Consider the following 19,996-nt stretch of genomic DNA (forward strand, 5'->3'; position numbering starts at 1 on the left):
GTCGCAACAGAGTCTCGCACTCACCGGTGCGGGGACTCTGGGCGCTCGATGAAATCCCTATGAACGCGCTAAGGTCAGCGCTGCGCGGCTCCGACGGCGTCGCGCCGGTCCACGGAATCCGTGGCGACGGGAGCCTTCAGCCGCAGGACCACGACCGTCATGGTCGCCGCGGCGAGGGCCGCGAGCACCATGTGCACGCCGACCGCGAGTTCGGGCAGACCGTTGCGCGCCTGGTAGAGGCCGACGGCGATCTGCACCAGCTCGACCCCCAGGAGCGCCGTGGCCCAGCGGCGCACCGGAAGCCGCAGACGCCAGGCGAGCGCGACGATGACGAGGGTCAGCGCAAAAAGGGCGTAGCCGGGCCACGCGTGGACGTGCTCGAGCACCTCGGCGTCGAAGCCGTTGCGCTGCACGGCCGCCGCGTCTCCGGAGTGCGGGCCCGCGCCCGTCGTCAGGACGCCGAACACGACCGTGAGGGCCAGGACACCGGTCGTGGCGTGCACGAGACCGGCGAACCACGCGGGGACGACGCGCTCGCGCGCGCCGGCGGGGAGGTACATGAGGACGAGGAACGCCGCGCACACGGTGACCAGGACCACCGAGGCGATGTAGTGGAACCCGACGATGAAGGGGTTCAGGCCCGTCAGCACCGTGATGCCGCCGACAACCGCCTGCGCGACGATCCCGCCGAGCACGATCAGGGCCAGCACGAACATGCCGCGGCGGTCTTTCCGCATCCGCCACATCAGCACGACGACCGCGAGCGCGAGGAGGCCGACGAGCCCCGTGAGCGTCCGGTTGCCGAACTCGATGATGCCGTGGATCCCCATCTCGGGGGTGTTGACCAGGGAGTCCGGCGTGCAGCGCGGCCAGGTCGGGCAGCCGAGTCCCGAACCGGTGAGCCGGACAGCTCCGCCGGTCCCGATGATGAGCACCTCGGCCACGAACGACAGCCATGCGAACACGCGCACGCGCCGGTCGGGGTGCGTCGGCAGCCAGCCGACGAGGCGTCCGAGGACGCGGGGGGACGAAGCGGTGGACATGCGCGCAGCCTCCTGGCGGCGGGGCGCTCGGGTCGCGGCGGCGGGTCTGCGCCGTGCCGGGAGCGGGTCTTGCCTGTAGAATCAAAGGGTCTTCGGGTGCAGCGCTCACGCGTCCCGCACCCCTGACAGTCTAGGCGCGCAGCCAGCGCCTTCGAGCGGGCCCACCAGCGACGTTCCTGTGACTCCGACCGGAGTCGCTGCCGGAATGTCGGGGCGGATGACACCGTTGTGGCCCGAGAAGGAGAGTGACCACCATGTCCGACGTGCTCATCGACCGTCCCGAACTCGAGGGACTGGGGGTGTACGAATTCGGCTGGCACGACACGGATGCCGCCGGGGCCGTCGCCCAGCGAGGCATCAATGAAGAGGTCGTGCGCGGCATCTCCGCGCTGAAGTCCGAGCCCGAATGGATGCTCAAGACCCGTCTCAAGGGCTATCAGCTCTTCGGTCGCAAGCCCATGCCCACGTGGGGTGCGGACTTGTCGGAGATCGACTTCGACAACATCAAGTACTTCGTGCGCTCGACCGAGAAGCAGGCGCAGTCGTGGGAGGAGCTCCCGGAGGAGATCCGCAACACGTACGAGAAGCTCGGCATCCCCGAGGCCGAGCGTCAGCGCCTGGTCGCCGGTGTCGCCGCCCAGTACGAGTCCGAGGTCGTCTACCACCAGATCCGCGAGGACCTGGAGGAGCAGGGCGTCATCTTCATGGACACCGACACGGCGCTCAAGGAGCACCCGGAGTTCTTCGAGGAGTACTTCGGCACCGTCATCCCCGCCGGTGACAACAAGTTCGCGGCGCTGAACACCGCCGTGTGGTCGGGCGGGTCGTTCGTGTACGTCCCGAAGGGCGTGCACGTCGAGATCCCGCTGCAGGCGTACTTCCGCATCAACACCGAGAACATGGGCCAGTTCGAGCGGACCCTGATCATCGCGGACGAGGACAGCTACGTCCACTACATCGAGGGCTGCACCGCCCCGATCTACAAGAGCGACTCGCTGCACTCGGCCGTCGTCGAGATCATCGTGAAGAAGAACGCCCGCGTGCGGTACACGACGATCCAGAACTGGTCGAACAACGTCTACAACCTCGTCACCAAGCGCGCCGTCGCCCACGAGGGCGCGACGATGGAGTGGGTCGACGGCAACATCGGCTCCAAGGTGACGATGAAGTACCCGTCCATCTACCTCATGGGCGAGCACGCCAAGGGCGAGACCCTCTCGGTCGCTTTCGCGGGCCCCGGTCAGCACCAGGACGCCGGCGCCAAGATGATCCACATGGCGCCGTACACGCAGTCGTCGATCGTGTCGAAGTCGATCGCCCGCGGCGGCGGTCGCGCCGGTTACCGCGGCGAAGTGCGTGTGGATGCCAACGCGCACCACTCCGCGAACACGGTGCGCTGCGACGCGTTGCTGGTCGACACGATCTCGCGCTCGGACACCTACCCCGCGATCGACATCCGCGTCGACGACGTGCAGCTCGGTCACGAGGCCACCGTCTCGAAGGTCAGCGAGGAGCAGCTGTTCTACCTGCAGTCCCGCGGCCTGCCCGAGGACGAGGCCATGGCCATGATCGTGCGCGGCTTCATCGAACCGATCGCCCGCGAGCTGCCGATGGAGTACGCCCTCGAACTGAACAAGCTCATCGAGATGGGCATGGAAGGCAGTGTCGGATGATCATCGCTCTCGCGACGAACGGAGAGTCGGCTAAATGACGACTGCGACCCAGACCCCCGCCGGTGCGGCGGAGGGTCATATCGACCCTGCCGCTCTGGTGGCATCCGTCGTTCCCGTCCAGACCCGGTCGGAGCGTCCGACGTCGTTCGACCCGAGCGACTTCGGCACCCCGACCGGCCGCGAGGTCAACTGGAAGCTGAGCCCGGTCGACCGGCTCGCGCCGCTGTTCGTCGACGAGGCGGGCCCCGAGGGCATCATGCGCGTCGAGGTCACAGCGCCCGACGCCGTGGAGCAGCTGCGCCTCGCCGTCGGCGACGCGCCGCGCGGTGAGCACTTCCGGCCCGAGGATCTGCCCGCGGCCCTGGCGTGGACGCACGAGCCCGAGGCTCCGCTGCTGCGCATCCCGGCGAACGTCGAGCTCGACGAGCCGATCGTCGTGCGGCTGACCGGCACGGGCGGCCTCGCGCACGCCCACGTCGTGATCGAGGCGCAGCCGAACTCCCGCGGCACCGTGGTGCTGCGGCACGAGGGGAGCGTGCAGCACGCGCAGAACGTCGAGATCCTCGTCCGCGACGGCGCCGAGCTGACCGTGGTGTCGGTGCAGCGCTGGGACGACGACGCCGTGCACGCCTCCTCGCACCAGGCGCGCGTGGACCGCGACGCCAAGCTCACGCACGTCGTGGTGAGCTTCGGCGGCGGCGTCGTCCGCGTGAACCCTTCCGTCGAGCTCGCGGGTGCCGGCGCCGAGGGGCGCCTGTACGGCCTGTCCTTCGCCGATGCCGGCCAGCACCTCGAGTCGCAGGTGTACCTGCACCACAAGGGTCCGCACACCGTCGGCGACGTTCTCTACAAGGGTGCTCTGCAGGGCATGAGCGCGCGCAGCGTCTGGATCGGCGACGTCCTCATCGGACCGGATGCCACTGGCACCGACTCGTACGAGGCGAACCGGAACCTGGTCCTCACCGACGGCGCGCGCGCGGACTCGATCCCGAACCTCGAGATCGAGACCGGCGACATCCAGGGCGCAGGTCACGCCAGCGCCACGGGGCGTTTCGACGACGAGCAGCTGTTCTACCTGCAGGCCCGCGGCATCGCCGAGGACGAGGCGCGGCGCCTTGTCGTGCTCGGGTTCCTCAGCGAGATCGTCCAGCGCATCGGCATCCCGGAGCTCGAGACCGAGCTGACCGAGGCGATCGAGCGCGAGCTGGCCGAAGGAGCCGCGGCGTGAGCGCGTCCCGCGTGTGCGGGCTCAGCGAGCTCGTGCAGGACGAGGCTCGCCGCGTCGAGGTCGACGGCGTCGCGATCGCCGTCGTGCTCGACGGCAACGGCGACGTCCACGCGATCGGCGACGTCTGCACACACGGCGACATCTCGCTCTCCGACGGTTTCGTCGAGGGCGAGACGCTGGAGTGCTGGGCGCACGGATCGGCGTTCTCGCTGAAGACCGGCCGTCCCCTGAACCTGCCGGCGTACGAGCCGGTCCCCGTGTACGAGGTCGTGATCGACGGAGACGACGTGCTCATCGATCCCGCCGTCACGAAATCTCTCTGAACTACCGAGTAAGGAACCCCATGTCTGTCCTCGAGATCCGCGACCTCCACGTGACGGTCGAGACGGATGCCGGCACGACCCCGATCCTCAACGGTGTGACGCTGACGCTGCGCACCGGCGAGACCCACGCCATCATGGGCCCCAACGGCTCCGGCAAGTCGACCCTGGCGTACACGATCGCCGGTCACCCCAAGTACACCGTGACGAGCGGCTCCATCACCCTCGACGGTGAGGACGTCCTCGAGATGAGCGTCGACGAGCGTGCGCGCGCCGGCCTCTTCCTCGCGATGCAGTACCCGGTCGAGATCCCGGGCGTCACCGTGACGAACTTCCTCCGCACCGCCAAGACGGCGATCGACGGTGAGGCGCCGGCGATCCGTACCTGGACCAAGGACGTCAAGGGCGCCATGGAGAACCTGCGGATGGATGCCAAGTTCGCCCAGCGCAACGTCAACGAGGGTTTCTCGGGCGGCGAGAAGAAGCGTCACGAGATCCTCCAGCTCGAACTGCTCAAGCCGAAGATCGCCGTGCTCGACGAGACCGACTCCGGCCTCGACGTCGACGCGCTGAAGATCGTCTCGGAGGGCGTGAACCGCGCGAAGGAGAACACCGACCTGGGCGTGCTCCTCATCACCCACTACACCCGCATCCTGCGCTACATCCGCCCCGACTTCGTGCACGTCGTCGTGAAGGGCCGGATCGTGGAAGAGGGCGGCCCCGAACTCGCCGACCGACTCGAGGAAGAGGGTTACGACCGTTTCCTCGAGGCCGGTGCCCCGGTCGACGCGTAAGATCGTTACATGACCGCAACACTCGCTCCCGAGAAGTACGACGAGGTCACCGAGGCGCTCAAAGACGTCATGGACCCCGAACTGGGGATCAACGTCGTCGACCTGGGCCTGATCTACGACCTCGCGTGGGACGACGAGAACGACGCGCTCGTCATCCACATGACCCTCACGTCGGCCGGCTGCCCGCTGACCGACGTGCTCGAGGAGCAGACAGCTCAGGCCCTCGACAACGTCGTGGACCGCTTCCGCATCAACTGGGTGTGGATGCCGCCGTGGGATCCCGAACGGATCACCGACGACGGCCGCGACATGATGCGCGCCCTCGGCTTCGCGATCTGAACTTCTGCGAACGCCCACCCCTTCGTCGGGGTGGGCGTTCGTGTTTCCGTCTCTGACGCGCGGGTTCGTCGGCATCCGAGCCTCTCATTAGGCTCGTGAAGGTGAGTGTCCCCCCGTTGAAGGCCCTGCCGCTCGAGCTGCTCCGTCAGCGTTCGAGCACGAAGTGGAGATCGTACGGGGACGACGTGATCCCGATGTTCGTCGCCGAGACGGATTTCCCGCTCGCGCCCGCGATCACCGCGGCCCTCGCCCGCGCGGTGGAGATCGGGGACACCGGGTACACCCCGCCGCGTCCCGGGATCGACCTCGACTTCGCGGACTTCGCCGAGCGCCGGTGGGGGTGGCGTCCCGATCCCGCGCGGATCCGGTGGACCGGCGACGTGATGATGGGCGTCGTCGAGGTCCTGCGCGCGGTGACCTCGCCGGGCGACCGGGTCGTCGTCACGCCTCCCGTGTACCCGCCGTTCTACGACACCGTCGAGGAAGCGGGCGCCGTCGTCGAGCGGGTACCCCTGCGGGACACGGGGGAGCGGTGGGAGCTCGATCTCGAGGGGATCGCCGGGGCGCTGGCATCCGGAGCGAAGGCCGTTTTGCTCTGCAACCCGCACAACCCCACGGGCACCGTGCACACGCGGGAGTCGCTCGCCGAGCTGGCGCGGCTCGCGGCTCGGTACGGCGCGGCTGTCGTGAGTGACGAGATCCACGCGCCGCTCACCTTCGCGCCGACCGTGTTCACCCCCTTCCTGAATGCCGCTCCCGAGGCCGCCGAGGTGGGCTACGCGGTCACGAGCGCGAGCAAGACGTACAACCTCGCGGGGTTGAAGTGCGCCGTGATCGTCACGGGGTCGGATGAGAACGCCGCGGTCGTGCGGGCGCTGCCGTGGGAGGTCGAGTGGCGCGCAGGCCTGTTCGGGGTTATCGCCAACCGCGCCGCGTTCGCGGCCGAGAGCGACGCGTGGCTCGAGCAGCTCCTGGTCGCCCTGGACGACAACCGTCGGCTGCTGGCCGAGCTCCTCGCCGAACACCTTCCGCTCGCGCGCTATCGCGTGCCCGAGGCGGGGTTCCTCGCGTGGGTGGATGTCTCCGCGTACGGGTGGGGAGACAACCCCGCGCCGTACGTCCGGCGCGAGGCCAAGGTCGCGCTGCACCACGGGCCGCTGTTCGGGGAGGAGGGCGTGGGACACGTCCGCATCAACGTGGGCTGCGACCCCGACGTGCTGCGGGAGGCGATCCGCCGCATCGGGGCGCTCGTCGAGTAGTTCGGCGGCGGCCTTTCCGGCCGTCTCGGCGTGGCATCTAGAGGATAGGTAAGGATATCCTTATCCCGTGAAGACAGCCACGCGTCCCGCCTACCGCCCGTACGTCGCCGTGGTGAAGGAGGCCCGTCGGCTGTCGCCGCACTTCGCGCGGATCACGTTCACGTCGCCCGACTTCGAGGTCTTCGGCACCGATCGCCGCGACCAGCGGGTGAAGCTCGTGCTGCCCGGCCCCGACGGCCGCCTGTGCGACATCGGCCAGGAGGATCCCGTCGCGATCGACAACGGCGAGTGGTACACGCGCTGGCGCGACCTGCCGGACGAGGAGCGGATGCCGTTCCGCACCTACACGGTGCGCCGGATCGACCCCGGAGCGCTCGAGCTCGACATCGACTTCGTACTGCATCACGACGCCGGCCCCGCGGGGGCGTGGGCGGAGGTCGCCGCGATCGGCGACCGGATCCTCGTGGTGGGACCCGACGCGCGGAGCGAGGAGTCGGCGCAGGGCATCGACTTCCATCCCGGCACCGCGCAGCGCCTGCTGCTCGCGGGTGACGAGACCGCCGCTCCGGCGATCTGCGCCATCCTCGAGGGGCTCGGACCGGGATTCGTCGTGGATGCCTTCATCGAGGTGCCCACGGACGATGACGCGCTTCCCGTCCGCACGGACGCGCGGGTGCGGTGGCTGGCGCGCGACGACCGTCCGCACGGCGAGGCCTTGATCGAGGCCGTGGAGGCCTGGACGACGGCATCCGGTGACGTCCTCGCGCGCGCCGCGGCTCCGCGTCCGCAGCAGCTGGACGACATCGACGTCGACGTCGACCTGCTGTGGGACAGCCCCGCCGACGCCGAGGGCGAGTTCTACGCGTGGATCGCGGGCGAGTCGCAGACCGTGAAGGTGCTGCGGCGCCTGCTCGTCCAGGGCTGCGGCATCGACCGCAAGCGCGTGGCGTTCATGGGCTACTGGCGCATGGGCCAGGTCGAGCGCACGGGCTGAGCTCGGACCGCGGCGGGTCGTGGGGGCGCGCGGGTGTTCAGACCCGCGCCCCCGGACGTTCAGCCCTGCGTGGGCTCGCTCACCGTGTGGTGTCGGCCGATCGGGATCACCATGGGGCGCCCCGTCAGCGGGTCGGGGACGACGCGGCTGTCGAGGCCGAACACCTCGCGCACCGTCTCCTCGGTGATGACGTCGCCGGGGTCTCCCGCCGCGATCACGCGGCCGCCGGCCATGGCGACGAGGTGGTCCGCGTAGCGCGCGGCGAGATTGAGGTCGTGCAGGACCATCGCGACGGTCGTGCCGCGCTGCCGGTTGAGGTCGGTGAGCAGGTCGAGCACGTCGATCTGGTGGCTGATGTCGAGGAACGTCGTGGGCTCGTCGAGGAGGAGCACGTCGGTCTCCTGCGCGAGGGCCATCGCGATCCACACGCGCTGCCGTTGCCCGCCGCTCAGCTCGTCGACGTGGCGGTCGGCGAGGTGCGCGGTGTCGGTGGCCTCGAGCGCGCGCGCGACGGCGGCGTCGTCGGTGCGCGTCCACCGGGACAGCGCTCCCTGGTGCGGATGCCGTCCCCGGCTGACGAGGTCGGACACGGCGATGCCGTCGGGCGCCACCGGCGACTGGGGGAGGAGCCCCAGCACGCGCGCGACCTGTTTGGTCGGCATCCGGTGAATGGCCTTGCCGTCCAGCAGCACCTGCCCGCCCGTGGGGGCGAGCAGGCGCGCCATCGCCTTGAGCAGGGTGGACTTGCCGCACGCGTTGGCGCCGACGATCCCGGTCACCCGCCCGGGGGGAAGGCGGAGGTCGAGCGTGTCGACGATCGTGCGGTCGCCGTAGCCGAGCGTGACGGCTTCGGCGTGCAGGCTGCGTTCCGTGGTCATCGGCGGGGTCCTTCCCGGTGGGGGCGAGCGCGGGGGCGGGTGCGGGGACGCGGCGACGTCATAGCGTGGTGCCTCCGGATCGGCTGCTGCGGATGAGCAGGTAGATGAGGTACGGCGCGCCGAGCACACCGGTGATCACGCCCACCGGCAGCCGGGTGCCGAACGCGTACTGCGCGCAGAAGTCGGCCACGAGGACGAGGAGCGCCCCGACGAGCCCCGCGGGGAGGACGGGGGAGCCGACGGGACCGAGGATCCGCACGGCGATCGGCCCGGCCAGGAACGACACGAACGCGATGGGGCCGGCGGCGGCGGTGCCGAAGGCGAGGAGGCCCACGGCCGCGACGATGAGGAGCAGGCGGCTGCGCTCGACGGGCAGCCCGAGCGCGGCGGCGGTGTCGTCGCCCATGCGCAGGATCTCCAGGCGGCGCGCGAGCACGAGCAGCACGGGGCCGAGGACGATCACGGCGCCCACGACCGGGAGCGCGCGGTCCCACGTCGCGTCGTTGAGGTTGCCGGTGATCCAGCGCATCGCGGCGGGGAGGTCGTACTCCGCGGCGCGGGCGATCACGTACGACACGACGGCCTGGCACATCGCGGCGACGCCGATGCCCACGAGGATGAGCCGCGCGCCCGACCCGCCGTCGCGATAGGCGAGCAGGTAGATCGCCAGGGCCGCGGCGAGCGCGGCGGCCATCGCGAGGAACGACACCATGGTCTCGCCGAGTCCCAGCACGACGATGCCGATGACGGCGGCGGCGCTGGCTCCGGTGTTGATGCCGATGACGTCGGGGCTCGCGAGGGCGTTGCGCAGCATCGTCTGGAAGACGACGCCGCCCATGCCGAAGCACAGGCCGGTGAACAGTGCGGTCACGGCGCGGGGGAGACGGAGCTCGCCGACCGTGAACGACGCGCCCGGGACGCGCTGTCCGGTCAGGACGCCCCAGACTTCGGCGGGGGAGTAGTTCGTCTGGCCGAGCATCAACGACAGCGCGAACGCGGTGGCGACGAGCAGGGCCAGGATGCCGGTGACCAGCGCCCAGCGCCGGCGGCGGCGGTGTCGACCGGCGGTGACGGATGCCAGGGCGGAGGAAGCGGGGGGAGTCAGTGTCACGCTCACAGTGCTCGCATCCTCTGCCGGCGCACGAGCGCGATGAAGAAGGGGGCGCCGACGAGGGCGGTGACGATGCCGACCTCGATCTCCTCGGGTCGGGCCACGACACGACCGATGACGTCGGCGAGCGTGAGGAGGACGGCTCCGCCGAGCGCGGAGACCGGGAGGAGCCAGCGGTGGTCGACGCCGACGGCGAGACGGATCATGTGCGGGACGATGAGGCCGACGAAGCCGATGGGGCCGGCGACGGCGGTGGCGGCGCCGCACAGGATGACGGCTCCCGCGGTGGAGACCAGGCGTGCGGTGCGCACGCGGGCGCCGAGGCCGGTGGCGAGCTCGTCGCCGAGCGCGAGGGTGTTCAGCGCCGAGGCGCTGCCGAGGCAGATCACGAGACCGACGAGGAGGAAGGGCAGCACCTGCAGGATCGTCTCCGAGGTCGCCCCGCCGACGCCGCCGATCTGCCAGAACCGGAACACGTTCATGACGGCGGTGTTCGGGAGCAGGATCGCGCTCGTGAGCGAACTGAAGGCGACGGCGGTGACCGCGCCGGCGAGGGCCAGGCGAAGCGGTGTCGCGCCGCCGCGTCCGAGCGAGCCGATCGCGTAGACCAGGACGGCGGCGGCACCCGCGCCGAGCATGCCGACCCAGATGTAGGAGGTGGCGGAGGACAGGCCGAAGAACGCGATGCCCGTGACGATCGCGAGCCCGGCCCCGCCGTTGATCCCGAGGATCTGCGGGTCGGCGAGCGGGTTGCGCGTGGCCCCCTGCAGCACGGCGCCGGAGACGGCGAGCGCCGCGCCGACGAGGATCGCCAGCACGGTGCGCGGCACGCGCTTGGCGACGGCCGCCGCCGAGGCCGTGTCGGTGGAGCCGATGAGTCCGCTCCACACGTCGGTGAGGGAGACGTCCCGTGCGCCGAACGTGACCGAGAGGACGGCCGCGACGACGAGGGCGACGACGAGGATCGTGACGCCGACGGCCCGTCGCCGCCCCCAGCGACGCGTGCGGGCGTCGCCGGGGGCGGTCGGAGCCGGAGCGAGAGCGGTCATCGCGCCGTGACGTCGGGGACGTGCATCAGGAGGCGGCCTTCGCGGCCGCGGCTCCGACGAGCCCGATGTACTCGTCGCCGAGCGGGGTGCCGATCGACAGCGGGCTCGGGTTGGCGACCGCAGCGAGCGACGTGTTGTCGGGCAGCATCACGACGGCGCCGGATGCGACGGCGGGGATGCGCGACCACAGCGGATCGGCCTGCAGCTGGGCGAGCGTGGCATCCGTTCCGTAGCCGACGAGCGTGTCGACGTCGGAGAAGTTCTCGATCTGCTCGGCGCTCTGCGTGAACCAGAAGGTGTCGCCCTGGGCGCTGGAGGTCTCGACCGCGGACGACGGCGTCGTCCCGAGCTCACTCAGGTACATCGCCCGCGGGTCCTTCAGCGAGTAGTAGCCGACGGTGCTGAGGTCGGTGGGGTCGATGTACGTGAACATCTGCTTCTTGCCGGCCAGCGCCGGATACTTGGCGGCCTCGTCGGTGACGTGCTTCTCGAGGTCGCTGACCAGCTGCTCGGCCTGGCTCTCGCGGCCGAGGGCCTTGGCATCCGTCAGGGTCATCTCCTGCCAGGTGGTGCCCCACGCGATCTCGGGGTAGGCCACCACGGGGGCGATCTTGCTGAGGGTGTCGTACTGCTCCCGCGTCATGCCGGAGTAGGCGCCGAGGATCACGTCGGGCTTCGCGTCGGCGATGGCCTCGTAGTCGAAGCCGTTCGTCTCGTCCATGAGCGTGGGGGTCGCGGCGCCCAGTTCGTCGAGCTTGTCCTTGACCCAGGGGAGGAGTCCGTCGCCGTCCTCGTCGCCCCACGTGACCTTGGGCATCGCGACCGGCACGATCCCGAGGGCGAGCGCGGCCTCCTGGTTGCCCCAGCTGACCGTCACGACGCGCTTCGGCTCGGCGGGGATCGTCGTCTCGCCGAAAGCGTGGTCGATCGTGACGGGGAAGGTTCCGTCCGCCGTCGTGGAGCCCTCCGAGGCGCCGGGTGCGGCGGCGGAGGTACCGGCGCAGCCGGTCAGGACGAGGGCCGTGGCGGCGGCGACAGCAGCCAGCGCGCGGAATCGGGACACGAAGAGCCTCCAAGAAGTTAGGTAAGGATCGCCTTAGTTTAGATCAGGCCCCGCGGCGGACCGCAAACCCGGGAGCTCCCGCGGTGGGCGGAACCTCTCGACGGCGAGGTAATGCCGCGCCGCCGTATACTGGGTGGCTGGCCACCTCGGCCGCTTCTCCCTCTCCTCTAGCGAACGGACGTCTGCTGTGCTCGCCGTGCACGATCTCGAGATCCGCGTCGGCGCGCGCGTGCTCATGTCGGAGGTGTCGTTCCGCGTCTCGGACGGCGACAAGATCGGACTCGTCGGCCGCAACGGTGCCGGCAAGACGACGCTCACCAAGGTGCTCGCCGGCGACCTGCTGCCCGCGAACGGCGGCGTCGAGCGCAGCGGCGAGCTCGGTTACCTGCCGCAGGACCCGCGCTCGGGCGACCCCGAGATGCTCGCGCGCACCCGCATCCTCGACGCGCGCGGCCTGGGCTCTCTCGCGCTGGGCATGCACGAGGCCTCGATGGCCATGGGCGACGACGACCCCGCGGTCGCCGCCAAGGCGATGAAGAAGTACGCCCGGCTCACGGAAGAATTCGAATCGGCCGGCGGCTACGCGGCCGAAGCCGAGGCGGCATCCATCGCCCACAACCTCTCGCTGCCGGACCGCATCCTCGACCAGCCGCTGAAGACCCTGTCGGGTGGTCAGCGTCGCCGCATCGAGCTCGCGCGCATCCTGTTCTCGGACGCGCAGACGATGATCCTCGACGAGCCGACCAACCACCTGGATGCCGACAGCGTGGTGTGGCTGCGCGAGTTCCTCAAGGGCTACAAGGGCGGGCTCATCGTGATCTCGCACGACGTCGAGCTCGTCGGCGAGACGGTGAACCGCGTGTTCTACCTGGATGCCAACCGCCAGGTCATCGACGTCTACAACATGAACTGGAAGAACTACCTGCGCCAGCGGGTGGCCGACGAGGAGCGCCGCAAGAAGGAGCGCGCCAACGTCGAGAAGAAGGCCACGGCGCTGCAGTTGCAGGCTGCGCGCTTCGGCGCCAAGGCCTCGAAGGCCGCCGCCGCGCACCAGATGGTCGCGCGCGCCGAGAAGATGCTGCAGGGACTCGACGACGTGCGTCAGGACGAGCGCGTCGCCAAGCTCCGGTTCCCAAAGCCTGCTCCCTGTGGCAAGACGCCGCTCATGGCGTCGGGCCTATCGAAGTCGTACGGGTCGCTCGAGATCTTCACCGACGTCGACCTCGCGATCGACCGCGGCTCGCGCGTCGTCATCCTCGGGTTGAACGGTGCCGGCAAGACCACGCTGCTGCGCATCCTCGCGGGCGTCGACAAGCCCGATACCGGTCAGCTCGAGCCCGGACACGGCCTCAAGATCGGCTACTACGCGCAGGAGCACGAGAACCTCGACGTCAACCGGTCGGTGCTGGACAACATGATGTCCGCGGCCCCCGACATCACGGCCACCGAGGCGCGCAAGGTGCTCGGCTCGTTCCTGTTCGTCGGCGACGACGTGCTGAAGCCCGCCGGGGTGCTCTCGGGCGGTGAGAAGACGCGTCTGTCGCTCGCGACGCTCGTCGTGTCGTCGGCGAACATGCTGCTGCTCGATGAGCCCACCAACAACCTCGACCCCGCCTCGCGCGAGGAGATCCTCGGCGCCCTGGCGCACTACGAGGGCGCCGTCGTGCTCGTATCGCACGACGAGGGCGCCGTCGAGGCGCTCAACCCCGAGCGCGTGCTCATCCTCCCCGACGGGGTGGAAGACATCTGGGGTCGCGACTACGCGGATCTGGTGACGCTGGCATAAGCCGGACGTTCTTCGATGATGTCTGTGGAGGACATCTGGGGTCGCGAGGACGTGGATCTGGTGACGCTGGCATAGCGATCAGCGCACGTCCTGCCCGCGTTCACCGCGCGTCGAGCAGCGCGTCCTCGTCGGCGGCGTCATTGTCGCGCGGACGCTTGCGGTCGCGGTGTGCGGCGACCGGGTCGAGCTTCGTGCGCGGTGCCGGAGCGGGCGGTTCCTCGCCGCGCTCGAGAGCGTCCTCGATCTCTTCCCGACGGATCCGGCGCTCGCTCCGGATGACGTAGACCAGGAACCCGAAGCCCATGATCGCGAACAGGATCCACTGGATCGCGTAGGAGAGGTATGGGCCCGGGTCGTTGTCGGGCGGGTCGACCGCCTCGGGGGCATCGGCGGGCGCGGGGTTCTCCGACGCGAGGAGACCGTACGCGCCCTGCTCGAGCGGCCCGGTCTGGTCGGCGACGAGTCCGAGGTTGATGGTGGGCACCTGACCCGGCTCGGTGGTCCGCTCCGACGACGGCGCCGCCTCACCCGGACGCAGTCGCACGACGATCTCGACCTGCCCGCTCGGGGGTGCCGGAATGGCATCCGGTTGCGCCTGACGCTCGCCGGGCGGGAGCCAGCCGCGATCGACGAGGAGGACCCGGCCGTCGTCGAGGCGGAACGGCACGAGCACCTCGTACGCGGCGGATCCCGCGTGCGCGCGATTGCGCACGAGCAGTTCCTTGTCGGCCTCGTACTGCCCCGTGAGCCGCACGGGACGCCATTCGTCACCGGGGGCCAGGTCGGTGCCGGGCGCGAGGAGCTCGCCGAGCGGCACCGGCGTCGCGTCGTAGTTGTCGGCGACGAGCTGCAGCTGTGCGGACCGGTCCGCGTTGCGGGAGAACTGCCAGTGCGACAGGAAACCACAGGCGATCGCGAACAGCACGGCGATCCCGGCGTACATCGCCCAGCGGGCCGCCGGGGGCATCGTGCGGGCGCTCACGCCGGATCTCCCGCGAGCGCGGCGACCTCGACGGGGAAATCGCGCGCCCGGAGGAACTCGCGCAGGTAGCCGACGTGCTCGTCGCAGGCGACCCAGGTCTTGCGGCGGTCCGCGGCGTGGATGCGCGGGTTGCGCCACCGGATCGCCCACACCGCGGGGGCCTGGCAACCCGCCCGGGAGCAGTCGACGGACTCGTCGATCACGACCGGTCGTCGCGCGGCTGCTCGAGGCGCGGGGTCTCGGCGATGCGGATGACGGTCGGGGCCGGGGTCGCGGGAGCGGCGGGCGTCGAGGGTGCGGCCTCGATCATGCGTTCGGGGTTCACGGCCTCGGTGACCTGCGCGTCCTGGCCGACGTTGGCGACGATGACCGCGAGGTAGGGCAGGAAGATCGCCCCAGCGGCGAACACGAAGGTGTACCACCCGTACGGCGTGACGAGGGCCATCGCGGCGAAGCACGCGATGCGGATCCCCATCATCACCATGTACTTGGCGAAACGGAAACCGGCGTCGTCCCGCGGGGCCTGCGGGAGCGACGTCGCTGACTGGGCACGGGGCGATGTCTTCACGGTGAACCCAAGGGTACGCCCGTCCAGCCCGGGCCGGGCGCGATTAGGCGCCGTATCGAGACGACTGGCTCGCCGCTACGCCGATGAAGACGATGAAGAAGAAGAGGATGATGAGGAGCGCGACACCGATGCCCGCCCAGCCGATGATCGTGCCCGCGAGCGCCATTCCGCGGCCGTTCTCCCCGGTGCGCTTGATCTGCGCGAGCGAGATGTGCCCGGTGATGACACCCGCGATCGGCCCGATGACCGGGACGACCCAGAGAAACCCCGCGATGGATGCCACGAGCGAGATGATCGCGAGCACGTTCGTCCGCACGGTGGACCCGTAGCCCGCACCGTACGGAGCGGCGCCGGAGGGCGAAGGTGCGCCGTACGCCGGGGCGGCGCCGTACGCCGGGATGCCGTGTGCCGGGGCGCCGTACGCCGGGGTGCCGTATGCCGGGGCGGCGTTATGGGCGGGCGCACCGTACGCGGGAGCGGCGGGCGCACCGTACGCGGGAGCGGCAGGTGCCGCCGGGGCACCGTACGCGGGAGCAGCGGGGATCTCGGGCGCGCCGTATGCCGGGGCGGGCGGAGCCTCGGGGGCCGGAGTGTCGTATGCAGGTGCCGAGGGGGCGTCGTACTTCGGAGCGGGCGGCGCCGGGGGAGCCGCTGACGTCTCGTTCGCTGCTGCGCCGGGGGCTGCCTCGGGGGGGCGTGGGCGTCGCGTTCCCGTCGTGCGGGGCGGGGTTCTGGTCGTCGCTCACGAGCGTCCCTTTCGTCGTCCGGAATCCCAGGCTTTCAGCGTCACGCGGGCCGTGTCAAACGTGCGCGACGGCGAGTGACACGGGGGCATCGGTAGGCTGGGCCGGTTCCGTCCCTCGCACCGCAGGAGTCTCACATGTCCCAGGACCGCGTCGTCGTCGTCACCGGAGGAAACCGCGGGATCGGGCGCGCCATCGCCGAGCGCTTCGTCGCCGAGGGGTGGCGGGTGGCGGTCACGGCCCGTTCGGGCGAAGGCCCCGAGGGCACACTGACCGTGCGTGCCGACGTCACCGACGCCGCTGCCGTGGACGCCGCGTTCACGCAGATCGAGTCCGAGCTCGGGCCCATCGCCGTGGTCGTGGCCAACGCCGGGATCACGAAGGACACGCTGCTGCTGCGCATGAGCGAGGACGACTTCGACAGCGTCGTGTCCACGAACCTCGGCGGTGCCTTCCGCGTCGTCAAGCGCGCCTCCAAGGGCATGCTCAAAGCGCGCTGGGGCCGCGTCATCCTCATCTCCAGCGTGGTCGGCCTGTACGGCTCGGCGGGGCAGATCAACTACGCCGCGTCGAAGAGCGCGCTCGTCGGCTTCGCCCGGTCGCTCACGCGCGAACTCGGCGGCCGCGGCATCACCGCGAACGTCGTGGCCCCCGGTTTCATCGAGACGGACATGACCGCCGAACTCCCCGCCGACACCCAGGCCGAGTACAAGAAGAACATCCCCGCGGGGCGCTTCGCCTCGGCCGATGAGGTCGCCGGCGTCGTCACCTGGCTCGCGGGCGACGACGCCGCGTACATCTCCGGCGCCGTCATCCCGGTCGACGGCGGGCTCGGGATGGGGCACTGAAAGTCCGACAACCCTCCTCAGCGCACCGCCGCCGTCAGCTTCTCCGCGAACGCTTCCGGCTGCGAGAACTGCGGCCAGTGACCCGACCCCAGCGTGACGACCTCGGTGTCGCGGATGGCCCCGAACTCGTCGGCCCAGGGACCCCATTCGGCCAGCGCCTGCTGCGCCGAATCCGCGTCCAGCTGACCGGACAGCACCGTGACCGGGATGTTCCACCGCCGCTCGTCGGACAGGGGCAGTCGGTCGGTGGGCACCGTGCCGGGCACGTCGACCACGCGCTCGGCGACGCGGCGCCGGGTGTCGTCGTCAAGGTCGGCGGTGTCGGGCTCGTCGAAGAAATCCCACCCGGGGAACGGCACGACGCCGTCCACGACGGGGAATTCGGAGATCATCGCACCGGGCGGCGGCGGCATCGTGTCGACGAACACCACGCGCACGACGCGGTCGGGACGGGCGTCGGCGGCTCCCCACACGACGTTTCCGCCCCCGGAGTGCCCGACCAGGATCACGGGCTCCGCGGCGGCATCGATCCGTTCGACGACCGCGTCGACCCAGTCCTGGATCGTCGCGGTGGGATCGGCGGGCAGAGTCAGCGGGTGCACGGCGTGCCCCGCCTCGGTGAGCGCGGGAGTCACGGCATCCCACGAGGAAGCATCGAGCCACAGGCCCGGAACCAGAATCACGTCCATGCCGTGACCCTACGCGGGGGTTCCGACATCGCGGGAGGGGCTCTGAAGACGGGGAGCCGTCAGCGCGGCAGCAGGGGGATGACCTCGGCCAGATCCACGGGCCCGATCACGAGGTCGGCGCTCGCGCGGACCGCCGGTTTGGCGTTGAAGGCGAGGCCGAGGGCCGCGCCCTCCATCATGCGCAGGTCGTTGGCGCCGTCGCCGATCGCGAACGTGAGGTGCGCCGGCACGCCGTGATCGGACGCCCACTGCCGGAGGGTGTTGGCCTTGGCCGTGGCATCCACGATCGGCCCGTCCACCTCGCCGGTCAGCACGCCGTCGGCGGTGACCAGGCGGTTCGCGCGCCACACGTCGACGCCCAGGTCGGGGGCGACGGTGTCGAGCACTTCGTGGAACCCTCCGGAGACCACGCCGACGAGACCTCCGCGGGCGTGGACGGCCTCGATCAGCTCGCGCACGCCGGGCGTCGGCTCGATGCGCGCGATCGCCCGGGCGAACGCCGCGACCGGGACCCCGGCGAGCTCCGCGACCCGCGAGCGCAGGCTCGTGGCGAAGTCCACCTCGCCGCGCATCGCCGCCTCGGTCGCCGCGGCCACCTCGGCTCCGCGCCCGGCTTCGTCGGCGAGCAGTTCGATCACCTCGTTGCGGATGAGGGTGGAATCGGCATCCAGGACGACGAGGAAACGGGCGGTCTCGGGCACGGCCTCGACCCTAGCGCGTCACGCGGCGACGCACGCGGCACCGGTCGGAGGCGCCGCGCGTAGGCTCAGAAGACCCGTGCCCGATTCCGGAAGGACTTCCCCCATGGCCGACGTCGAAAGCTTCACGCTCGATCACACCGCCGTTCTCGCTCCCTACATCCGCCTCATCGGCACCGAATCGGGTCCGCGCGGCGACGTCATCTCCAACTTCGACGTGCGCCTCGTGCAGCCGAACGAGGGCGAGATCCCCACCGCGGGGATCCACACGATCGAGCACCTCCTCGCGAGCCTGCTGCGCGACCGCATCGGCGGCGTCATCGACATCTCGCCCTTCGGATGCCGCACCGGCTTCCACCTGATCATGTGGGGCGAGCCCGACCTCGGTGATGTCGTCACCGCCGTGACCGACTCGCTGCGTGCGATCGCCGAGGACGTCGAGTGGGAGGACGTCCCGGGTGTCGACGCGTTCAGCTGCGGCAACTACCGCGACCACAGCCTCCACACGGCCCGGGAGTGGTCGAAGCTGGTGCTCTCGCAGGGGATCAGCCGCGACGCCTTCGCGCGCGTCGGCGTCTGATGTCCGACGAACGCTGACATCGAGGCCGAGGACCGCTCCCAGCCCAGGGATGCCGAAAGGGGCGGCGACCGTCATGGTCGCCGCCCCTTCCTGGCATCCGGGATCACGCGTCGACGCGCACGTCCTTCCCGACGACGGTGATGCCCGTCTCGGTGACGGTGAAGCCGCGTGCGAGGTCGCGTTCCCGGTCGACGCCGATCGTCGCACCCGGCGCGAGAGTCACGTTCTTGTCGAGGATCGCGCGGTGGATGCGGGCTCCCGCACCGACCTGCACGCCGTCGAACAGCACCGAGTCGGTGATCGTCGATCCGCCGCCGGCGAGCGCCCACGGTCCCACGACGCTGCGCTCGAGGTGGGTGCCGGAGAGCACCGATCCGAGCGAGACGATCGAGTCGATCGCGTTGCCGATGCGACCCACCGAGTCGCGGACGAACTTCGCCGGGGGAGCGTTGAACGTCTGCGAGAAGATCGGCCAGGCGTCGTTGTAGAGGTTGAAGACCGGCAGCGTCGAGATCAGGTCCATGTGGGCGTCGTAGAACGACTCGATCGTGCCCACGTCCCGCCAGTACGACCGGTCGCGCGGGGTCGATCCCGGCACGTCGTTGCGCTGGAAGTCGTACACCGCCGCCTCGCCGCGGTTGACGAAGTACGGGACGATGTCGCCGCCCATGTCGTGCGCCGAGGTCGGCAGTTCGCCGTCGTGCGTGACCGCCTCGACGAGCGCGTCGGCGTCGAAGATGTAGTTGCCCATCGAGGCGAGCACCTCGTGCGGCGCGTCGGCGAGCCCGGTCGGGTTCTGCGGCTTCTCGAGGAACTCGCGGATCTTCGTGGGGTCGCTCGGGTCGGTGTCGATGACCCCGAACTGGTTCGCCAGCGAGATGGGCTGACGGATGCCGGCGATCGTGGCCCGCGCGTCCGAGGCGATGTGCGCGTCGAGCATCTGCGCGAAGTCCATGCGGTACACGTGGTCGGCGCCGATGACGACGACGATGTCGGGCTTCTCGTCACGGATGAGGTTCATCGACTGCAGGATCGCGTCGGCCGAGCCGGAGAACCAGCGCTTCCCGAGCCGCTGCTGGGCCGGAACGGATGCCACGTAGGAGCCGAGCATCGGTGACATCCGCCACGTCTGCGAGATGTGGCGGTCGAGGCTGTGCGACTTGTACTGGGTCAGCACGACGAGCTGACGCAGGCCCGAATTGATGAGGTTCGAGATCGCGAAGTCGATGAGGCGGTACTGGCCCCCGAACGGCACGGCCGGTTTCGCGCGGTCGGCCGTCAGGGGCATGAGTCGTTTGCCCTCGCCGCCGGCGAGGATGATTCCGAAGACCTTCGGCGCTGCAGGCATGGC

General features: G+C 70.3%; 22 protein-coding genes. 10 read left to right on the forward strand and 12 right to left on the reverse strand.

Features of this window, described 5'->3' with window-relative positions:
* Window positions 1-74 precede the first annotated feature (74 nt).
* Window positions 75-1,043 (reverse strand): COX15/CtaA family protein, encoded by a 969-nt coding sequence (locus AVW09_RS09745; RefSeq protein ID WP_082822911.1) that lies wholly within the window; start codon window positions 1,041-1,043, stop codon window positions 75-77.
* A gap of 254 nt (window positions 1,044-1,297) precedes the next feature.
* Between AVW09_RS09745 and sufB the strand changes: the two genes are divergently transcribed.
* The 7 genes from sufB (at window position 1,298) to AVW09_RS09780 (ending at window position 7,650) form a co-directional block, all read left to right on the forward strand.
* Window positions 1,298-2,716, forward strand: a complete 1,419-nt coding sequence (gene sufB, locus AVW09_RS09750; RefSeq protein WP_063257893.1) for a Fe-S cluster assembly protein SufB — start codon at window positions 1,298-1,300, stop codon at window positions 2,714-2,716.
* Window positions 2,717-2,750: 34 nt separating this feature from the next.
* Window positions 2,751-3,944, forward strand: a complete 1,194-nt coding sequence (sufD, locus tag AVW09_RS09755) for a Fe-S cluster assembly protein SufD (protein ID WP_063257894.1) — start codon at window positions 2,751-2,753, stop codon at window positions 3,942-3,944.
* Window positions 3,941-4,267, forward strand: coding sequence for a non-heme iron oxygenase ferredoxin subunit (locus tag AVW09_RS09760; protein WP_063257895.1), 327 nt, complete (start codon window positions 3,941-3,943; stop codon window positions 4,265-4,267). The genes sufD and AVW09_RS09760 overlap by 4 nt, the downstream gene beginning before the upstream one ends.
* A gap of 20 nt (window positions 4,268-4,287) precedes the next feature.
* Window positions 4,288-5,058, forward strand: coding sequence for a Fe-S cluster assembly ATPase SufC (gene sufC, locus AVW09_RS09765; protein ID WP_063257896.1), 771 nt, complete (start codon window positions 4,288-4,290; stop codon window positions 5,056-5,058).
* A 9-nt stretch (window positions 5,059-5,067) separates the two neighbouring features.
* Complete coding sequence (locus AVW09_RS09770) at window positions 5,068-5,397, forward strand: metal-sulfur cluster assembly factor (protein WP_063257897.1); 330 nt, start codon at window positions 5,068-5,070, stop codon at window positions 5,395-5,397.
* 101 nt (window positions 5,398-5,498) lie between these two features.
* A complete protein-coding gene (locus tag AVW09_RS09775; protein WP_063257925.1) occupies window positions 5,499-6,656 on the forward strand; it encodes a MalY/PatB family protein in 1,158 nt (385 codons plus the stop codon).
* Between the two features lie 67 nt (window positions 6,657-6,723).
* Entirely contained in the window at window positions 6,724-7,650 is a 927-nt protein-coding gene (locus AVW09_RS09780) for a siderophore-interacting protein (protein ID WP_063257898.1), read from the forward strand.
* Window positions 7,651-7,709: 59 nt separating this feature from the next.
* Here AVW09_RS09780 and AVW09_RS09785 read toward each other — a convergent pair whose 3' ends face one another.
* From AVW09_RS09785 to AVW09_RS09800, 4 genes are read right to left on the reverse strand one after another with little or no spacing between them, the layout of a single operon-like run.
* Complete coding sequence (locus AVW09_RS09785) at window positions 7,710-8,528, reverse strand: ABC transporter ATP-binding protein (RefSeq protein ID WP_063257899.1); 819 nt, start codon at window positions 8,526-8,528, stop codon at window positions 7,710-7,712.
* A gap of 58 nt (window positions 8,529-8,586) precedes the next feature.
* Complete coding sequence (locus tag AVW09_RS09790; RefSeq protein ID WP_156496051.1) at window positions 8,587-9,639, reverse strand: FecCD family ABC transporter permease; 1,053 nt, start codon at window positions 9,637-9,639, stop codon at window positions 8,587-8,589.
* A 2-nt stretch (window positions 9,640-9,641) separates the two neighbouring features.
* A complete protein-coding gene (locus AVW09_RS09795) occupies window positions 9,642-10,688 on the reverse strand; it encodes a FecCD family ABC transporter permease (protein ID WP_063257901.1) in 1,047 nt (348 codons plus the stop codon).
* A 25-nt stretch (window positions 10,689-10,713) separates the two neighbouring features.
* Window positions 10,714-11,751, reverse strand: a complete 1,038-nt coding sequence (locus tag AVW09_RS09800) for an iron-siderophore ABC transporter substrate-binding protein (RefSeq protein WP_063257902.1) — start codon at window positions 11,749-11,751, stop codon at window positions 10,714-10,716.
* Between the two features lie 187 nt (window positions 11,752-11,938).
* Between AVW09_RS09800 and AVW09_RS09805 the strand changes: the two genes are divergently transcribed.
* Window positions 11,939-13,537 (forward strand): ABC-F family ATP-binding cassette domain-containing protein, encoded by a 1,599-nt coding sequence (locus tag AVW09_RS09805; protein ID WP_063257903.1) that lies wholly within the window; start codon window positions 11,939-11,941, stop codon window positions 13,535-13,537.
* A gap of 100 nt (window positions 13,538-13,637) precedes the next feature.
* Here the strand turns inward: AVW09_RS09805 and AVW09_RS09810 are convergent, their stop codons facing one another.
* Genes AVW09_RS09810 through AVW09_RS18225 form a run of 4 tightly spaced genes read right to left on the reverse strand, consistent with a single transcriptional unit; the run spans window position 13,638 to window position 15,403 of the window.
* The gene (locus AVW09_RS09810; protein ID WP_331709262.1) at window positions 13,638-14,519 is read right to left on the reverse strand and encodes an SURF1 family cytochrome oxidase biogenesis protein; all 882 of its coding nucleotides are present in this window, start codon (window positions 14,517-14,519) and stop codon (window positions 13,638-13,640) included.
* The gene (locus AVW09_RS09815) at window positions 14,516-14,722 is read right to left on the reverse strand and encodes a hypothetical protein (RefSeq protein ID WP_063257904.1); all 207 of its coding nucleotides are present in this window, start codon (window positions 14,720-14,722) and stop codon (window positions 14,516-14,518) included. Before AVW09_RS09815 ends, AVW09_RS09810 begins: the two co-directional genes overlap by 4 nt.
* Entirely contained in the window at window positions 14,719-15,087 is a 369-nt protein-coding gene (locus AVW09_RS09820; protein ID WP_082822912.1) for a DUF3099 domain-containing protein, read from the reverse strand. Before AVW09_RS09820 ends, AVW09_RS09815 begins: the two co-directional genes overlap by 4 nt.
* A 43-nt stretch (window positions 15,088-15,130) precedes the next feature.
* Window positions 15,131-15,403, reverse strand: coding sequence for a DUF4190 domain-containing protein (locus AVW09_RS18225; protein WP_231901814.1), 273 nt, complete (start codon window positions 15,401-15,403; stop codon window positions 15,131-15,133).
* Window positions 15,404-15,967: 564 nt separating this feature from the next.
* Between AVW09_RS18225 and fabG the strand changes: the two genes are divergently transcribed.
* The gene (gene fabG / locus AVW09_RS09830) at window positions 15,968-16,678 is read left to right on the forward strand and encodes a 3-oxoacyl-ACP reductase FabG (RefSeq protein WP_063257906.1); all 711 of its coding nucleotides are present in this window, start codon (window positions 15,968-15,970) and stop codon (window positions 16,676-16,678) included.
* Window positions 16,679-16,695: 17 nt separating this feature from the next.
* On the opposite strand, the gene AVW09_RS09835 is transcribed toward fabG, so the two are convergent.
* Window positions 16,696-17,367: an alpha/beta fold hydrolase gene (locus tag AVW09_RS09835; RefSeq protein WP_063257907.1), complete on the reverse strand. Its 672-nt coding sequence runs from the start codon at window positions 17,365-17,367 to the stop codon at window positions 16,696-16,698.
* 59 nt (window positions 17,368-17,426) lie between these two features.
* Window positions 17,427-18,068 (reverse strand): phosphoserine phosphatase SerB, encoded by a 642-nt coding sequence (serB, locus tag AVW09_RS09840; protein ID WP_063257908.1) that lies wholly within the window; start codon window positions 18,066-18,068, stop codon window positions 17,427-17,429.
* 103 nt (window positions 18,069-18,171) lie between these two features.
* Between serB and AVW09_RS09845 the strand changes: the two genes are divergently transcribed.
* The gene (locus tag AVW09_RS09845; protein ID WP_063257909.1) at window positions 18,172-18,645 is read left to right on the forward strand and encodes an S-ribosylhomocysteine lyase; all 474 of its coding nucleotides are present in this window, start codon (window positions 18,172-18,174) and stop codon (window positions 18,643-18,645) included.
* Window positions 18,646-18,748: 103 nt separating this feature from the next.
* Here the strand turns inward: AVW09_RS09845 and glgC are convergent, their stop codons facing one another.
* Entirely contained in the window at window positions 18,749-19,993 is a 1,245-nt protein-coding gene (gene glgC, locus AVW09_RS09850) for a glucose-1-phosphate adenylyltransferase (RefSeq protein ID WP_063257910.1), read from the reverse strand.
* Window positions 19,994-19,996 lie beyond the last annotated feature (3 nt).

This window comes from Microbacterium sp. T32 (assembly GCF_001619615.1).
In the GTDB taxonomy this organism is placed as follows: Bacteria; Actinomycetota; Actinomycetes; order Actinomycetales; family Microbacteriaceae; genus Microbacterium.

Excerpts from the sequence above, each read along its gene's own strand:
- AVW09_RS09745 (WP_082822911.1), bottom strand. The coding sequence starts at position 1,043 with ATGTCCACCGCTTCGTCCCCCCGCGTCCTCGGACGCCTCGTCGGCTGG.
- sufB (WP_063257893.1), top strand. The coding sequence starts at position 1,298 with ATGTCCGACGTGCTCATCGACCGTCCCGAACTCGAGGGACTGGGGGTG.
- sufD (WP_063257894.1), top strand. The coding sequence starts at position 2,751 with ATGACGACTGCGACCCAGACCCCCGCCGGTGCGGCGGAGGGTCATATC.
- sufC (WP_063257896.1), top strand. The coding sequence starts at position 4,288 with ATGTCTGTCCTCGAGATCCGCGACCTCCACGTGACGGTCGAGACGGAT.
- AVW09_RS09770 (WP_063257897.1), top strand. The coding sequence starts at position 5,068 with ATGACCGCAACACTCGCTCCCGAGAAGTACGACGAGGTCACCGAGGCG.
- AVW09_RS09785 (WP_063257899.1), bottom strand. The coding sequence starts at position 8,528 with ATGACCACGGAACGCAGCCTGCACGCCGAAGCCGTCACGCTCGGCTAC.
- AVW09_RS09795 (WP_063257901.1), bottom strand. The coding sequence starts at position 10,688 with ATGACCGCTCTCGCTCCGGCTCCGACCGCCCCCGGCGACGCCCGCACG.
- fabG (WP_063257906.1), top strand. The coding sequence starts at position 15,968 with ATGTCCCAGGACCGCGTCGTCGTCGTCACCGGAGGAAACCGCGGGATC.
- AVW09_RS09835 (WP_063257907.1), bottom strand. The coding sequence starts at position 17,367 with ATGGACGTGATTCTGGTTCCGGGCCTGTGGCTCGATGCTTCCTCGTGG.
- AVW09_RS09845 (WP_063257909.1), top strand. The coding sequence starts at position 18,172 with ATGGCCGACGTCGAAAGCTTCACGCTCGATCACACCGCCGTTCTCGCT.
- glgC (WP_063257910.1), bottom strand. The coding sequence starts at position 19,993 with ATGCCTGCAGCGCCGAAGGTCTTCGGAATCATCCTCGCCGGCGGCGAG.